13 protein-coding genes are annotated in these 17,157 nt (G+C 42.9%); 12 read left to right on the top strand and 1 reads right to left on the bottom strand.

What is annotated here, in order from left to right; translation table 11 throughout:
• Window positions 1-129 precede the first annotated feature (129 nt).
• The 4 genes from FIU21_RS04740 to FIU21_RS04725 all read left to right on the top strand — a co-directional run bounded on the left by FIU21_RS04740 (window position 130) and on the right by FIU21_RS04725 (window position 2,569).
• On the top strand, window positions 130-267 hold the full coding sequence (locus tag FIU21_RS04740) for a hypothetical protein (protein WP_155812498.1): 138 nt from the start codon (window positions 130-132) through the stop codon (window positions 265-267).
• Window positions 268-313: 46 nt separating this feature from the next.
• Complete coding sequence (locus FIU21_RS04735; RefSeq protein WP_155812499.1) at window positions 314-1,300, top strand: acyltransferase family protein; 987 nt, start codon at window positions 314-316, stop codon at window positions 1,298-1,300.
• Window positions 1,301-1,470: 170 nt separating this feature from the next.
• Window positions 1,471-1,992, top strand: coding sequence for a DUF6155 family protein (locus tag FIU21_RS04730; protein WP_004360332.1), 522 nt, complete (start codon window positions 1,471-1,473; stop codon window positions 1,990-1,992).
• Window positions 1,993-2,077: 85 nt separating this feature from the next.
• The gene (locus FIU21_RS04725; RefSeq protein WP_004360333.1) at window positions 2,078-2,569 is read left to right on the top strand and encodes a 3'-5' exonuclease; all 492 of its coding nucleotides are present in this window, start codon (window positions 2,078-2,080) and stop codon (window positions 2,567-2,569) included.
• 613 nt (window positions 2,570-3,182) lie between these two features.
• Here FIU21_RS04725 and pheS read toward each other — a convergent pair.
• On the bottom strand, window positions 3,183-4,220 hold the full coding sequence (pheS, locus tag FIU21_RS04720) for a phenylalanine--tRNA ligase subunit alpha (RefSeq protein ID WP_004360334.1): 1,038 nt from the start codon (window positions 4,218-4,220) through the stop codon (window positions 3,183-3,185).
• 141 nt (window positions 4,221-4,361) lie between these two features.
• Here pheS and FIU21_RS04715 point away from each other — a divergent pair, with 141 nt between their 5' ends.
• From FIU21_RS04715 to FIU21_RS04680, 8 genes are all read left to right on the top strand, one after another.
• A complete protein-coding gene (locus FIU21_RS04715) occupies window positions 4,362-5,219 on the top strand; it encodes a DUF4348 domain-containing protein (RefSeq protein WP_004360335.1) in 858 nt (285 codons plus the stop codon).
• A gap of 75 nt (window positions 5,220-5,294) precedes the next feature.
• Window positions 5,295-5,867: a sugar O-acetyltransferase gene (locus tag FIU21_RS04710; protein ID WP_004360336.1), complete on the top strand. Its 573-nt coding sequence runs from the start codon at window positions 5,295-5,297 to the stop codon at window positions 5,865-5,867.
• Window positions 5,868-5,919: 52 nt separating this feature from the next.
• Window positions 5,920-6,930 (top strand): UDP-N-acetylmuramate dehydrogenase, encoded by a 1,011-nt coding sequence (gene murB / locus FIU21_RS04705; RefSeq protein WP_004360337.1) that lies wholly within the window; start codon window positions 5,920-5,922, stop codon window positions 6,928-6,930.
• A 317-nt stretch (window positions 6,931-7,247) separates the two neighbouring features.
• Complete coding sequence (locus FIU21_RS04700) at window positions 7,248-8,042, top strand: MBL fold metallo-hydrolase (protein WP_050759755.1); 795 nt, start codon at window positions 7,248-7,250, stop codon at window positions 8,040-8,042.
• Window positions 8,043-8,844: 802 nt separating this feature from the next.
• Complete coding sequence (gene hflX, locus FIU21_RS04695; RefSeq protein ID WP_004360339.1) at window positions 8,845-10,095, top strand: GTPase HflX; 1,251 nt, start codon at window positions 8,845-8,847, stop codon at window positions 10,093-10,095.
• A 120-nt stretch (window positions 10,096-10,215) separates the two neighbouring features.
• Window positions 10,216-12,069, top strand: coding sequence for a DUF4954 family protein (locus FIU21_RS04690; RefSeq protein ID WP_004360340.1), 1,854 nt, complete (start codon window positions 10,216-10,218; stop codon window positions 12,067-12,069).
• 47 nt (window positions 12,070-12,116) lie between these two features.
• Window positions 12,117-15,047 carry a M16 family metallopeptidase gene (locus FIU21_RS04685; protein ID WP_004360341.1) on the top strand — a complete coding sequence of 977 codons (2,931 nt, stop codon included), beginning with the start codon at window positions 12,117-12,119 and terminating at the stop codon, window positions 15,045-15,047.
• Between the two features lie 96 nt (window positions 15,048-15,143).
• On the top strand, window positions 15,144-16,790 hold the full coding sequence (locus FIU21_RS04680) for a fumarate hydratase (RefSeq protein ID WP_004360342.1): 1,647 nt from the start codon (window positions 15,144-15,146) through the stop codon (window positions 16,788-16,790).
• The last annotated feature ends 367 nt before the right edge of the window (window positions 16,791-17,157 follow it).

Genomic DNA, 17,157 nt, shown 5'->3' with positions numbered 1-17,157 from the left:
AAGAATAGAAATAAAGTTGTAACTTTGCAGTCGGACTTGCTGTGCAAGTGTGTACGCAGTCCTATTTTGTGGGTTAATAATTTAGCGTTTGCTATTTATTCAATAACGTTCAGGAAACTTGGCGGTAGAATGAACAACAAGAATGAATGGATTAGTGAACGTCCACGATATCGTGGACGTCTTTCATCTCTTGTTGTAGGTTTCCGCCAAGTACCTCTGAACGTGGATGAAAACGTCCACGTTTTTCATGTAGGTACTTGGCTATAACTTTCGTAATTTGAGTATAAAGCATCGCATTAAACTTTTTAATGCAATGACAAAAGAAGAAACCGTAATGCTTAAAGGAGTTGCTCTCCTTATGATGTTAGGTTGCCATTTGGGATCTGGATTTGGTATTAATCTTATTCATATAGGAGGAGTTCCTCTATACGATATTATTAATAAAATAGATGTACCTGTGCAGATATTCACCATTCTTGGAGGATATGGTCTATTCTATGTTTTTCAGAAGGGTGATAAGCATCATCTTAGTAGAATCTTCAAACTTTATCTTCATTATTGGGTTATAATCTCGATATTTGTAACCATCGGTCACTTCGTAGGAGATAGTTCTAAATATCCTGGAAGTATTAAAGACATCATACTGAATTATAGTTCCTTTTATTCAAGCTGGAACTATGAATGTTGGTTTCTTTTTCCTTATTCATTACTATCTCTATCTTATCCTTTTTTATTTAAACAAATGTCTCGCATAAAAGCAAGATACGTATGTTTAATTACATTTGTTATCTTTCTCATTTCTGGTCTACTAATTTCAAAACTTGGTATACAATATAAAACTTCTTCACCTATTCTTTATAACCTGCTGTACTTAGGTTTCCTACTATTCCCATTCAGTTTGGGGGCAATGCTAAAACGTACAGAGCTATTTTCTAAACTTAACGTATTAGTAGCAAAAAAATCCTACGGAAAGTTTCTTGTTTTTGCCATTTTAGTAATAGCATCGATTATAAAGTATTATATACCTACCGCCCTATTTAGCCCCTTTTATGCAATAACATTCATTGTTTCATTTGTTCTTTTGTCACAAGGGAAGGCTAACATTCCTATACTCTCTGCTATTGGTCGTCATTCAATGAACATATGGATGATTCACACGTGGTTCTTATATTATCTCTTTCCTTCTTTTATAGCAGGATTCAAATATGTATTCTTGGAGTATATAGCACTACTATTTGTGAGTTTTATCATTTCATTTGTTATTAATAGAATTGTTAACTTGATGCCTCTTAAATTTTAGGAGTAAGTTAGGTTGTTCTCTTTTACGATAAAAGAAATATGCATGAAAGGTTTAGAGAATCTTTGTAATTTACTTTACGCTAACATTTTCATTTTTCGCTGGAAAGCTATACCTTTGCAGACATGGAACTTTATGTTACTTGTAAATGCTAATATAGAGAGGACTCTGATATGACCAAATTAAAACTAAAGAAGCATCTGGCAGTACTACCTAAGGAAGACGTAATGAACCTTGTGTTGAGTCTGTATGATGCAAGTGCAGAAGCGAAGATGTATCTGGAAATGTATCTTACACCTGATTATAGCGCTGCATTGGAAAAGTATAAAAAGATTATTCGCAACGAATTCTTCCCTGCTCGGGGCTTTTCAGACAAGCCTTCATTTGCAACTTGCCGCAAGGCAATCTCCGACTTCAAGAAGTTGAAAGCTGATGCCATCAGTCTTGGAGATTTAATGCTTTACTATATAGAGTTGGGATGTGAATACACAATGACCTTCGGTGATATGTGGGAACAGTATTATACTACATTAGAAACGAATTTTGAGAAAGCCTTGAAGCATATTTCCGACCATAACCTTGAGGAGCATTTCAGACAGAGAATTGAAAGTATGCTTAATTCAACACAATGTGGTTGGGGTTTTTCCGATACCTTATGGGATATGTACTATGACTATTATGGTTGTCAAGAATGAACAAAGAGACTTTGTCTAAACAAACATAGAGCCTCATCTATAGATTTAAGATGTAGCCAACGACTAATAAATTTATAAAGAAACTATGCAGGACTTTGCAGCGATTGACTTTGAGACAGCTAACTTTGAACGGTGTAGTGTTTGCTCGGTAGGCTTGGTGATAGTAAGAGGAGGAGAGATTGTTGACAGTTTCTATTCGCTTATACAGCCCGAACCGAATTACTATCATTGGCGATGTACGCAGGTGCATGGGCTTACGTGTGCAGATACTGACGGAGCACCCGTATTCTGTGAGATATGGAAACAGATAGAACCTATGATTGAAGGCTTACCACTTGTAGCCCATAATGCATCTTTCGACAAATCTTGTCTGAAGGCTTCCTTCTATACCTACCAAATGGATTACCCTGATTATGAGTTCCTTGATACGCTGAAGGCTGCACGACGCCACTTCCCACACCTTCCCGACCATCAGTTACATACAGTTTCATCTGCCTGTGGCTATGAACTAACTGACCACCATCACGCCCTCGCTGATGCGGAAGCTTGTGCGTGGATAGCACGTGAAATATTGTAGGGTGATGGGTGATAGGTGTTGGATGTTAGGTGATGATGGTCACTTGGGTGGTAGGTGGTGGATGTTAGGTGGTGATGATATGCTACGTGAGAGGTGTTGGTGATAACTATGATAGGCTTTTTCGAGAGGGTTAGTCATCATTGTCTTTATATAAAGAGGATGTCAATAACAAGGCTCACACCCCTCTTGAACGAACGTACAGAGCCTCCGCACGTGTTGTGCTAAGGCTCCGCACATATAGTGTTAAGGCTTAACAGTAATCTTATTAGACAATGAATACATAAAAGAACAGCGTCAGTACGAATGCTATATGATGTTAGAAAGAATTTAGGATAGCCTTAGGGAGTGAGAAACATCTGATAGATTCGGGATTATCCGTTATCAGAGACGGACCATTAAGCAGAATAGAGAGAGACGAAAATGGGTGTTGACGAATTGTTTAAAACTTCATCAACACCCATTACTTATTATCAAAATCTATAAAGTCTTTACTTTTACAACGTATAACTCAAAGATATCAAGTATAGAAAGGGCAAATCATCAACACCCAACACCTAACACCCAACACCTAAGTGCCCATCAACACCTAACACTTAACACTCATCACCCAACACTACGCTCCCTCAAACTCGCGAAGGAAGCGGGTATCGTTTTCAGAGAAGAGGCGGAGGTCGCTTACACGGTACTTGAGGTTAGCAATACGCTCAACACCCATACCGAAGGCATAACCTGTATATACGCTTGAATCAATACCACAAGCCTCAAGGTCGTGTGGGTCAACCATACCACAACCAAGAATCTCAACCCATCCAGTGTGCTTACAGAAGCCGCAGCCCTCACCGCCACAGATGTTACAGCTGATATCCATCTCTGCGCTTGGCTCAGTGAAAGGGAAATAGCTTGGACGAAGACGAATCTTTGTATCTGCACCAAACATCTCACGAGCAAAGGTGAGAAGCACCTGCTTTAGGTCGGTAAAGCTAACATTCTTATCAACATAAAGACCCTCTACCTGATGGAAGAAGCAGTGTGCACGAGCCGAGATAGCCTCATTACGATATACACGACCTGGGCAAAGAACACGGATTGGAGGTTCGTGTGTAGACATATAGTGTGCCTCATCATTAGAAGTGTGGCTACGGAGAAGAACGTTCTTCGTAACGTCCATCGTACTACTGCGCTCAATGAAGAAGGTATCTTGCATATCACGTGCAGGATGATCAGCAGCAAAGTTCAACATAGTAAACACGTGCTGGTCGTCATCAATCTCAGGACCTTGATAGAGAGTAAAACCCATACGAGCAAAGATATCAATAATCTCGTTCTTTACAAGTGTCAACGGATGACGTGTACCGAGGTTAATAGGATAAGCAGTACGTGTCAAGTCGATATCATCACTCTGTGCCTCACTTGTTTCAAGCTGGTCCTTGAGTTCGTTAATCTTGTCCTGTGCACTCTGCTTAAGTTCATTAATCTTCATGCCGACAACCTTCTTCTGGTCGGCTGCCACATTACGGAACTCGCTCATCAACGCATTGATTTCACCCTTTTTACTAAGGTATTTCAGACGGAGTTGCTCCACATCATCAGCACTCTTTGCCGTGAGTGCGCTCACTTCCTTGAGAAGTTCTTCTATCTTGTCTAATAACATAGTTCTTGATTATTTTCCTGCAAAGGTACAATTTATAATCGTAACGGAGAAATTACCCTAATATAAATTTATAAAAATCCTATCTTATTAGAAATAAATATTGTACATTTGCAGGAAATTTGAGATGAATAAAAAGAGAGTATGAAAAAAGCTTTTTTACTTATTGTGTGTGTTTGTGTAGCTATGGTAGCTGTTACTACAGGTTGCACAAGCAAGAAAGTTGATGGCGATGACAGTACAACTACTGATTCTACAGCAGCAGAAGACACTGACACTGTAGATAGCGTTGACTCTGCCACGGAGGTGATTGCTGCTACTCCTATGCCAAAGGCAGCAGACCAATTGTTTGATGACTTCTTCTTTAACTTTATTGCTAATAAGAAGTTGCAGATGAATCGTATTAAGTTCCCACTGCCTGTAGTCAATGGTACAAAGACTACGGAGCTGACACGTGGAAACTGGAAGATGGATTATTTCTTCCGCAAACAGGGCTATTACACGCTTATCTTTGATAATGAGAAACAAATGAAGTTCTCTAAGTCTACCGACTTGGATAGTGTCATCGTTGAGAAGATACATTTAAAGAGAGGTACGATAGAGCAGTATTGGTTCGATCATCAGGATGGAAGCTGGAAGTTGAATCAGATTCGTAACATCACATTCAAGGATAGTTATAACGCATCTTTCTATACCTTCCTGTCACACTTCTTCGCCAATGGTGGTAAAGGGGCTGTGAAGAGTTCATTAGCTTATTCAGGTCCAGACCCTAATGGTGAGGAGACAAATGTAGTCAACACGACTATCCCTGCCGAAGAATGGTCATCATTCTTACCAGAACTTCCACAGGAAATGATTTATAACATCCTTTATGGTCAGAAGTATTCAGACACTGACCGCAGGATTGTTACCTTCCGTGGGTTGTCTAATGGTGTTGAAACGCAGCTCATCTTTAAGCAGAATGGTAAGAGTTGGCGCTTAGAGAAGGTTGTAGCTTATTAACGAACAGACCCCTGCCTACCTTGGTAGTGGGTCTTTCTTTAAGCAATATACTCAACAATTTAAAACCTTTTGCTTATGAAAAGTGAACGTCAGAAAGCCTTAGATGGTGAGTTTTTTAATGCTGTTGACCCAGAATTGCAGCAGATAATATTACGTACAAAACGCTTATTGCGCAAGTTGAACGATTGCGACTATGCTGACCACGAAAGCAAGCACAGGATTTTTGAGCAGTTGTTTGGCTCTATCGGTGAGCAGATTCATATCGATGTGGATTTTCATTGTGAGTATGGTGTCAATATCCACATGGGGAACTGGGTTGTTATCAATATGAACTGTACGTTTGTAGACAATAACCGTATTGATATAGGCAATCATGTTCTAATCGCTTCAGACGTGAAAATCTATACAGCAGCGCATCCTGTCACTGCCAAGGAACGAATGATTCCTAGTGGAGGATGGAATATCTATGCCCAACCTGTCAAGATAGAAGATGGCGTGTGGATTGGTGGAGGAGCAATTATCCTACCCGGTGTGACGATAGGTCGTAATGCTGTAATAGGCGCAGGAGCAGTTGTAACAAAGGACATTCCTGCCAATGCTGTTGCTGTCGGCAGTCCGGCAAAGGTTCTCAGAAATCAGGAAGAATAAATCCTTGTTATAAACAGAAACAAAGGAAAACGCAAAAACGATATAAGTTAAAATGAGAATAGAGTTTAACTATAGTCTACTAAAACATAATACCTTCGGCATTGACGCTAAATGTCAGCGTTTTGTTGAATACGAATCAGTAGAGGAAGCACAGGAACTTGTACGCTCGTTGAAGGAAGACGACTATCCACTACTGATTCTCGGTGGGGGTAGTAACCTTCTACTCACTGGTGATTTCAAGGGAACCGTACTCCACTCTGGCATCTCCTTTATCGAGCAAATCGACGAAGAACGTGTACGTTGTGGCTCTGCTTACGTATGGGATGACTTTGTAGACTATTGTGTTTCTCACGATCTCTATGGTGCAGAAAACCTTTCTATCATTCCGGGTGAGTGTGGTGCGAGTGCTGTACAAAATATCGGAGCCTATGGTGTGGAAGCTAAAGACTTGATTGATGAGGTTGAAGCGGTGGAGATTGCCACTGGTGAAGTGTATCATTTCAAGAATGCTGATTGCGAATACAGCTATCGACAGAGTAAGTTTAAGCATGAATGGCGCAATAAGTATCTTATCACATCGGTGACCTATCACCTTTCTAAGACTTATCAACCTAAACTCGATTATGGTAATATTCGTGCGGCATTGGCTGAACAAGGTATAGAGAATCCTACCGTAGCAGAACTTCGCCAGACGATTACTGACATCCGTAATGCGAAACTTCCTGACCCAAAGAAGATTGGTAATGCGGGTAGTTTCTTTATGAATCCTATCGTTCCTAAAGCTAAATACGAGGAGTTGGCAGCGCAATATGAACGGATGCCCCACTATACTATTGATGCTGACCATGAGAAGATTCCAGCTGGTTGGATGATTGAACAATGCGGTTGGAAGGGTAAGGCATTAGGTCCTGCAGGCGTTTACGACAAGCAGGCTTTGGTATTGGTGAACCTTGGTGGCGCAACAGGTGCTGACGTAGTCAGACTCTACCAGACAATTCAGCATGATGTGAAGGAGAAGTTTGGAATTGAGATACATCCAGAGGTGAATACTTTTCCCAACTAAAGCCTTTCCAAACTAAAGCTTCCCCCAGCCCCTCCGAAAGGAGAAAGCCTCCCCCAACCCCTCCGAAGGGAGGGGAGTGCTAAACAAACGAAGCCTCCCCCAGCCCCTCTGAAGGGAGGGGAGTGCTAAACAAAAGTAACTACTTCTTTAGGTTGTGGTATGGTTTAATATTAATACTTATCCTAACAACTGCGACATCCAACCATAAACACTCGTTATAAATAAGCTTTTAATTAAGAAATGCTTATAAAGCATCAAACCAACTTTTAAGAACATATCCTTTGAATCAAGAAGAACATATAAGCAACGAACGACCGATAAAGGACTCCCCTCCCTTCGGAGGGGTCGGGGGAGGCTTCACCTTCCTCGGTACTGGCACCTCCAATGGTGTTCCAGTACTTGGCTGTAGCTGCGATGTTTGTAAGAGTAAGGACCCACGCGACAACCGATTGCGCACCTCTGCTTTATTGGAAACGGCAAAGACGCGTATTGTCATTGACAGCGGTCCTGACTTCCGCCAACAGATGTTACCACAACCTTTCCGTAAGATTGATGGCTTATTGATTACGCATATCCACTATGATCATGTAGGAGGGATTGACGACGTGCGCCCTTATTGCGCCTTGGGGAATATAGAAGTGTATGCCAACGAAAATACTTGTGACGGCTTACGTCATAATTTCCCTTATTGTTTCACAGACAATCCCTATCCAGGAGTTCCAAAACTGAACCTTCATAGTATTCAACCGCATGTAAAGTTTATGATTGGTGACATCGAAGTGATGCCTATCTCGGTAATGCATGGCGGACTACCCATCCTTGGTTATCGCTTTGGGAAACTCGCTTATATAACAGATATGAAAACTATTAAGGATGAGGAACTCCCTTATCTTGAAGGTGTTGAGACACTGGTTGTAAACGCTTTACGCTGGGAACGTGAGCACCACTCCCATCAGTTAATATCTGAAGCCATTGATTTCAGTCGAAAGATAGGAGCAAAACGCACTTATTTAACCCATCTCACCCATAAGATTGGCTTACATGAAGAGGCACAAAAACTTCTTCCAAATGATATTTTCTTTGCATACGATGGTTTGAAGATTCACGTTTAATCTTAGTCGTATTAATGAACATACAACTACAAAACAAGTTTATTTTTAGTTTCCTGTCACTTTTAACATTTAAGGTTATATCATTGTAGGATAGCCTGTTAAGCATCTGAAAGGAGTGACAACAGTGACAGGAAACGTAAACTTTAATATCTTTTTTTCTCCCCTTACCCAAAACCTAAACCAGTAATTAGTGTCCCCTGAGTAAGATACGCCCAAAGATAAAGAAATTTATTTACAAAACATTCGAAGAAAAGGTAGAAAAATGAGGTAAACATGAGATATTTTAATACCTACATAAGTTACTTGTTTTCAAATAGTTGCAAAGAGGCAATCCAAAAGGTGCTTAATAAGGGCTCAAAAGGGCGTTAGTAAGACCTCAAAAGGGCATCTTTTGCAAGCGAAAAGGGCGTTAATTGCAAGCCTTTTGATGGTCTTTAAAAAATCGATATGTGAAAAATTCAGACAAAAAGGATTCTCCAGAAGTTTGGATTGACAAGCTCTGCCTTTTGTGTTTAAGATATTAGAAATATCTCACAGAGCAAATCTATGTTTCTTGCTGCAAACTTAGAGTTGCACTGTGTGCCTTATTATAATAGCTTTTTATCATTCCATATTTCAGAAGAAGCAGAATTATACACATTGTGGGGGCATGAGATTTGGGTTAAAGGACATAAAAACAGCGTTTTTCATTAGCATTTTTCAGATTTTATGAGTAACTTTGCCATGTGGCAGTGTATACCTGTTCGAACAATAGGGAAGTACACTTTTCAACACAAAAATAAGCAATAATAGAAATTACTGAATGAAAGAATTTATCATATCTGACGTCAAGGCGGAAACAGCCATCCTTGTGGGTCTTATTACAAAGGACCAGAACGAGGACAAGACGAAGGAATATCTTGACGAATTAGAGTTCCTCGCTGATACAGCTGGTGCTATCACTGTGAAGCGATTCACACAGAGGGTGACAGGTCCAAGTGCTGTTACCTATGTCGGCAAGGGTAAACTTGAAGAAATAAGAGATTACATCAAGATGAAAGAAGACGAGGAGGAGCCTATCGGTATGGTAATCTTCGACGACGAGTTGTCGGCAAAGCAGATGCGTAATATCGAACAGGAACTCGGTGTGAAGATATTAGACCGTACCTCTCTCATCCTCGACATCTTTGCTATGCGTGCCCAGACAGCCAACGCAAAGACACAGGTAGAGTTGGCACAGTATCGCTATATGCTCCCACGTCTGCAACGTCTGTGGACTCACTTGGAGCGTCAGGGTGGTGGTTCAGGCTCTGGTGGCGGTAAAGGTTCGGTAGGTTTGCGTGGTCCGGGTGAGACCCAGTTGGAGATGGACCGCCGTATCATCCTGCAGCGTATGACCCTTTTGAAGCAAAGACTTGCTGAGATTGACAAGCAGAAGGTAACACAACGTAAGAACCGTGGGCGCATGATTCGTGTTGCCTTGGTGGGTTACACGAACGTGGGTAAGTCAACCACCATGAACCTCTTGGCTAAGAGTGAGGTATTTGCAGAGAACAAACTCTTCGCAACACTCGACACAACCGTACGCAAGGTCGTTGTTGACAATCTTCCTTTCCTATTAGCTGACACCGTTGGATTTATCCGTAAGTTGCCAACCGACTTGGTTGATTCGTTTAAGTCAACACTCGATGAGGTGCGCGAAGCCGACCTTCTCTTGCACGTTGTGGACATCTCACATCCTGACTTTGAGGAACAAATACAGGTAGTCAACCAGACTTTGTCTGAACTTGGTTGTGCTGACAAGCCTTCGATGATTATCTTCAACAAGATTGACAACTATCATTGGGTGGAGAAAGAGGAAGACGACCTCACACCTGCCACCAAGGAGAATATCACTTTGGACGAACTGAAGAAGACGTGGATGGCTAAAGAGCATGACAACTGTCTATTCATTTCAGCCAAGGAAAAGGAGAATATTGACGAGTTCAGGGAGGTGCTTTACAAGAAAGTACGCGAACTCCACGTGCAGAAGTATCCTTACAATGACTTCCTTTACAATATCGAAGAGGAATAAAGACTATTGGGCATATTTGCCTTATTGGGCTTATTAGGCTAATAAGGCTAATGGGCCTAATAAGCCTAATAAACCCAATAAGCCCAATAAGGCTAATAACAACAACTAAAAGAAAAGTTTATGCAATATCGTTCCCTTACCTTTGAAGAGATTGAGATACTCGAGAGCAATAGCTGCTGGGCAGAAGATTGGAGTCGAGTAGAGGTTGCGGAGGACGGATTTCAAGCGAAATTCTTCCACCGTGTCATGTTCTATGGTGACGTACAGTTGGGAAGTGTCCAGAAAGAAGTCGAGATAACAAAGGGCTTCGTCAAGCATTCTGGTATCAATGATGCAACCCTACGTAATGTGACCGTTGGTAACGACTGCCTGATAGAGAAGGTAGGGAATTATATTAATAACTATACCATCGGTGACGACTGCCTCATCTCTAACATCTCTGTCATGGAGACTACGGAGGGTGCTACATACGGGGAAGGTAATCTGATATCTGTCCTTAACGAGGTAGGTGATGGAAACGTGATCTTCTTCCACGACCTTAATAGCCAGTTTGCAGCCTTTATGGTGAAGCATTTCAACGACAAAGACCTCAAGAATGCTATCCGAAGACTAATTAAAGAGGAGATTGCCCGCACAAATCCTGAACGTGGAACGATTGGCAATAAAGTGAAGATTGTCAATACAAAGGAGATTACCAACACCGTCATTCAGGACGATTGCGAGATTTCTGGTGCAAGTCGATTGAGCGATTGTACCATTCTCAGCTCTGAACATGCCAGTGTCTACATTGGCACAGGTGTCATCTGCGAGAATTCTATCATATCAGATGGCTCCAGCATTGTGAACAGTGTGAAGATGCAAGACTGCTTCGTGGGTGAAGCCTGTCAGATAAGCAATGGCTTTACAGCCTCACAGAGTGTCTTCTTCGCCAATTCCTTTATGTCAAACGGTGAGGCGTGCGCTGCCTTCTGCGGTCCGTTCTGTGCCTCACATCATAAGAGTTCGCTGCTAATCGGTGGTATGTTCTCTTTCTATAACGCAGGTTCTGGCACTAACTTCTCTAACCATGCCTATAAGATGGGACCAATGCACTGGGGTATCTTAGAGCGTGGAACGAAGACAGCCAGCGGTAGTTATCTGCTCATGCCAGCAACGATCGGTACGTTCTCCGTATGTTTCGGTAAGCTGATGCACCACCCGAATACGACTGCCCTACCCTTCTCTTACCTCATTGCAGAGGCCGACAAGATGTATCTCGTGCCGGGTCGTAACATTACAACGGTTGGTCTTTATCGTGATATACGCAAGTGGCCAAAGCGTGATATGCGTCCACAGCAGACGCAGAAGAGTATTGTCAACTTCGATTGGCTATCACCTTACTCTGTTGGAGAGATTCTACAGGGAAAGAAGATACTTGAGAATCTGCGACAGGCAAGTGGCGACAATGTTTCGTCCTATAACTATCATGAATACGTTATCAATGCTACCAGTCTGCGAAAAGGTATCAAATACTATGACATTGCATTGCGTATCTATATGGGTGCCGTACTGAAACGTGCGCACAAATGGGGTTTCTTCGGTAAGCCACAGACCGAAGTAGGACTCGGACGATGGGACGATCTCTCTGGTCTTCTACTCCCTGTATCAGAAGAGCGACGCCTCATAGAGGATATCAAGAGCGGTAGTCTTGAAACGATAGAAGAGGTGGTTAACCGCTTCCGAGAGATTAATGACAATTATCGTATCTATCAATGGGCATGGACCTATCGCATGATTCTGGAATACTACGGCATTAATGAGATTTCTCCCGAGGACGATGCACGCATCAAACAGGATTATATCGAGGCACGGCGTGCATGGATTGCAGAGATTAAAAAGGATGCCGAGAAGGAGTTTGAGATGGGCGATGTAGACAGAGAGGTCTTTGAATCGTTCGTTAATAGCCTTGATCATGAGGTTGATTTTGAGAATTAATCATTACATTCTCTACCCAATTATAACAATAAACAAATACTGATTGTATGAAAAAACATTTCCTTAACAGTACCCTCATGCAGGGGCTAAGCTTAGGACTATTGTTCCTATTTGCATCTGTGGCAGCTTATGCGCAGCGTTACAGCTATGAGAGCATACCGAATGACCCGATGCAGACACGTATCTACACACTGAAAAACGGTCTGAAAATCTATCTTTCTGTTAACAAAGAGAAGCCACGTGTACAGACATATATCGCTGTGCGCACGGGTTCTCGCAATGATCCAAAGGAGACAACAGGTCTTGCACACTACTTAGAGCACCTTATGTTTAAGGGTACAACCCACTTTGGTTCATCTAATGTAGAGGCAGAACGCCCTTACCTCGACTCTATTGAGGCTCGTTTCGAGCAGTATCGTCATATCACTGACCCAGCTGCACGCAAGCAATGGTACCACCAGATTGACTCTATCTCACAACTTGCGGCTCGTTACAACATTCCAAACGAGTATGACAAGATGATGACAGCCATCGGTAGTGAGGGTACAAACGCTTATACTTCTAATGACGTAACTTGCTATGTAGAGAATATTCCATCTAATGAGATTGACACTTGGGCAAGAGTTCAGGGTGATCGTTTCCAGAATATGGTTATCCGTGGCTTCCATACAGAGTTGGAGGCGGTGTATGAGGAGTATAACATCGGTCTTTCAAGCGACTGGCGTAAGGTCTATGCAGCCCTCTTTGCAAAGCTCTTCCCTACCCACCCATACGGTACACAGACCACTATCGGACTTGGTGAGCACCTGAAGAATCCTTCAATCACCAACATCAAGAACTATTTTAACAAATACTACGTACCAAACAACATCGCTATCTGTCTTTCAGGCGACCTCGACCCAGACAAGACAGTAGCTTCGATTGAGAAGTATTTTGGCGATTGGAAGCCAAGTGCACACATCGACGTACCACAGTTCCCAGCTCAACCAGCCCTCACAGCACCCGTTGATACGACTGTTGTTGGTAAGGAAGCTCCTATGCTCTTCATGGGTTGGCGTGCAGACGCAAGTAAGTCTTTGCAGTTAGATACATTAGAGGTTATAGCACAACTCTTGTCTAACGGACAAGCAGGACTCTTCGACCTCGACCTCAGCCAGAAGCTGAAGGTACAGGAGGTTAGCGCAGGTATCGCAGATATGGACGAATATTCGGTATTCTATGTCTATGGACAGCCAAAGAGTGGACAGACTTTGCAGGAGGTACGCAGCCTTGCTTTGTCTGAAATTGAGAAACTCAAGAAGGGTAACTTCTCTGATGATCTCTTGCCATCTATCGTTAACAACTACAAGCGTTACTATTATACGCAGTTAGATAACAACCAGTTCCGTGCAAAGCAGTATGTGGATGCCTTCATCAACCACAAAGACTGGAAGCAGGAGGTGGATAAACTCAATCGTATTTCAAAGTTAACAAAGGCTGAGATAGTAAAGTTTGCTAATCAATTCTTCCGTAACGACTTCGCTTGTGTCTACAAGGAGCAAGGTAACGACACTACTATTAAGAAGGTTGAGAAGCCTACTATCACTCCAATCCCAACCAACAACGACAAGCAGAGTGACTTCCTCAAGGAGATTGTAAACACCAAGACAACTCCTATCCAGCCACAGTTTGTTGACTACAAGCGCGACCTTACCAAGGCAACAACACAGAAGGGTCTTCCTGTTCTCTATAAGCAGGACAAAACAAACGACCTCTTTACACTTTGCTTCGTAGTTCCTTACGGTGACGAACATAACCCAATGCTCAGCTATGCAGCTGGTTATCTTGATTACTTAGGTACTAATAAGCTCAGCAACGAGCAGATTAAGCAGCAGTTCTACAAGTTAGCTTGTGACTACAACTTCTCAGAAAGAAACGAAGTTTCATACATTACGTTAAGTGGTCTCAACTCTAACCTGCCTCAGGCACTTGCTCTGTTGAACAATTTACTCAGCAATGCAAAGGTTGACAAGGAGGCTTACGACCTCTATGTAGAGCAGATTCTAAAGTCACGCAGCGACAACAAGGCTAACCAGAACGCTAACTTCGCTGCCCTCAGAGACTATGCTACCTACGGAGAGTACAACCCTACTCGCAACGTTCCAAGCGAACAGGTGTTGAAGTCAATGAACCCACAGGAACTGCTTAACCTTTTGAAGAACTTGAAGAACTATAAGTTGACAGTGCTTTACTACGGTCCTTCAAGCCTGAAAGAGGTTGACCAGCTTGTCAGCAAGACTATCCAGACACCAAAGAAGTTCGCTGCAGTACCTGCTATCAAGCGTTATACAGAGCAGACAACACCTAAGAACGAGGTTCTCATTGCACCTTACGATGCAAAGAATATCTACATGGTTCAGCTCCACAATCAGAACCAGAAGTGGTCTGCCGACCGTGCCCCTATCATCGCCCTCTTCAATGAATACTTCGGAGGTGGTATGAATGCCATCGTCTTCCAAGAGTTACGTGAGGCACGTGGTTTGGCTTATTCAGCTTCAGCTGTCTATGCATCTCCTTATCGTTTAGGAGGTAATGAGAACTTCTACACCTACATCATCACACAGAACGATAAGATGATGGACTGTGTAACAGAGTTCAATAAGCTTCTCAACAATGTACCTGTACGCCAGAGTGGCTTTGATCTTGCAAAGCAAAGTCTCATGAAGAGCCTTGCTTCTGCTCGTACAACTAAGTACTCTATCCTCACCTCTTATCTTGCAGCACAGCGTTTAGGTCTCGACACTTCATTGAGTGAGAAGATTTACAATGCCCTTCCAAGTCTGCAACTACAGGATGTTATCAACTTCGAGAAAGAGTATATTGCCAACAAGACCTTCAAGTATATCATCCTCGGCAACGAGAAAGAGCTTGATATCAAGGCTTTGGAGAAGATTGCACCTATAAAGAGAGTGACAACAGAAGAAATCTTCGGCTATTAATAAACAGTAAGAAAAGAATACAAAAACATATTATAAACAAATAGAAAAAGCCCTGTCTGCCCTACCGATAAAGGGCAGACAGGTAAACAAAACATTATGGCAGAATTCAAGTATGCACCAATGTTCCAATTGGGCAAAGATGACACCGAGTATCGTCTGGTATCAAAGGAAGGTATCAGCGTTGGTGAGTTTGAAGGTAAAGAGATTCTGAAGGTAAGCAAAGAAGCACTTACTTTATTAGCACAGGAGGCTTTCCACGATTGTGAGTTCATGCTCCGTCGTGCACACAATGAGCAAGTTGCAAAGATTCTGACCGACCCAGAGGCATCAGAAAACGACAAGTACGTGGCACTCCAGTTCCTCCGCAATGCTGAGACAGCTGTGAAGGGTGTACTGCCTTTCTGCCAGGACACGGGTACTGCTATCATTCACGGTGAGAAGGGTCAGCAAGTATGGACTGGTTTTGAGGACGAGGAGGCACTCTCTCGTGGTGTCTTCAACACCTTTACAGAGGAGAATCTCCGCTACTCACAGAACGCTCCGCTCAATATGTACGATGAGGTGAATACCAAGTGTAACCTCCCTGCACAGATTGACATCGAGGCTGTTGAGGGCGCTGAATATCGTTTCGTAATGGTAGCAAAGGGTGGTGGCTCTGCTAATAAGACCTACTTCTACCCAATGACCAAAGCTACTATACAGAATGAGGGTACGCTCATTCCTTTCCTCGTTGAGAAAATGAAGAGCCTCGGTACTGCTGCTTGTCCTCCTTATCACATCTGTTTCGTGATTGGTGGTACTTCTGCAGAAAAGAACCTCCTCACCGTTAAGCTCGGAAGTATCAAGTATTACGACAATCTCCCTACTACTGGCGACGAGACAGGACGTGCTTTCCGCGACATCGACCTCGAGAAGAAGATTCTCAAAGAGGCTTACAAGATTGGTCTTGGTGCACAGTTTGGTGGTAAGTATCTTGCTCACGACATCCGTATCATCCGTCTGCCACGTCACGGTGCAAGCTGCCCTATCGGTATGGGAGTTAGCTGTTCTGCTGACCGTAACATCAAAGCGAAGATTAATAAGGACGGTATTTGGTTGGAGAAGATGGACACCAACCCAAGCGAGTTGATTCCAGAGGAATATCGCAAGCCGGGAGAAGGTGCGAAGGGCATAGAAATCGACCTCGACAAGGGTATGGATGCCGTTCGTGCTGAGCTGACAAAGTATCCTGTTTCAACACGTGTCAACCTCAAGGGTACCATAATCGTTGCTCGTGACATTGCTCACGCTAAGCTCAAGGCACGTTTGGATGCTGGCGAGGAATTGCCTGATTACATCAAGAATTACCCTGTTCTCTATGCAGGACCAGCCAAGACACCAGAGGGCTATCCATGTGGTTCAATGGGACCTACCACTGCCAACCGTATGGACCCATACGTTGACGAGTTCCAGGAGCATGGTGGTTCACTCGTGATGATTGCTAAGGGTAACCGTACACAGGCTGTGACAGATGCCTGCCAGAAGCATGGTGGTTTCTACCTCGGTACTATCGGTGGTGTGGCTGCCGTTCTCTCACAGAGCAGCATCAAGAGTATTGAGTGCGTAGAATATCCAGAACTCGGTATGGAAGCTGTTTGGAAGATTACCGTTGAGGACTTCCCAGCCTTCATCCTTGTTGACGATAAGGGTCATGACTTCTTCAAAGAGCTAAAGCCTTGGACGGGCTGCAGCTGCGAGAAGTAATCTCCACAGCACATAAATCAGCTATACCAACGATGTTATCAAGTGTAAATCGCAGGAAAGAATATCCCTTTTCCTAATGAAACTATAGGTATAGCCTCATCTTACAAAGCGGTATAAGACGAACTTTTATGACGTCTTTATACCGCTTTTTCTTTTGCTTTTTTCTTAAAAGGTGGCTCTTCAGGATTTTGGAGTGATAAGGTTTGCCACTTATGCTTAGAGTTTGAAGTAATGTCACACGGAGGCACGGAGAGGACGGAGGATTATTAAACCCAAGCAATGAAAGTCACGGAGGCACCGTCGGTGCATAGAGCGACGGAGCTTGTTTGCCATTTCTATTAGTAATTTATATACAAAGCGTTTAACC

The organism is Prevotella melaninogenica, assembly GCF_013267595.1.
Lineage (GTDB): Bacteria > Bacteroidota > Bacteroidia > Bacteroidales > Bacteroidaceae > Prevotella > Prevotella melaninogenica_D.
Note: the sequence above shows the minus strand (reverse complement) of the source record. Positions and strands in the feature narration are given on the sequence as shown.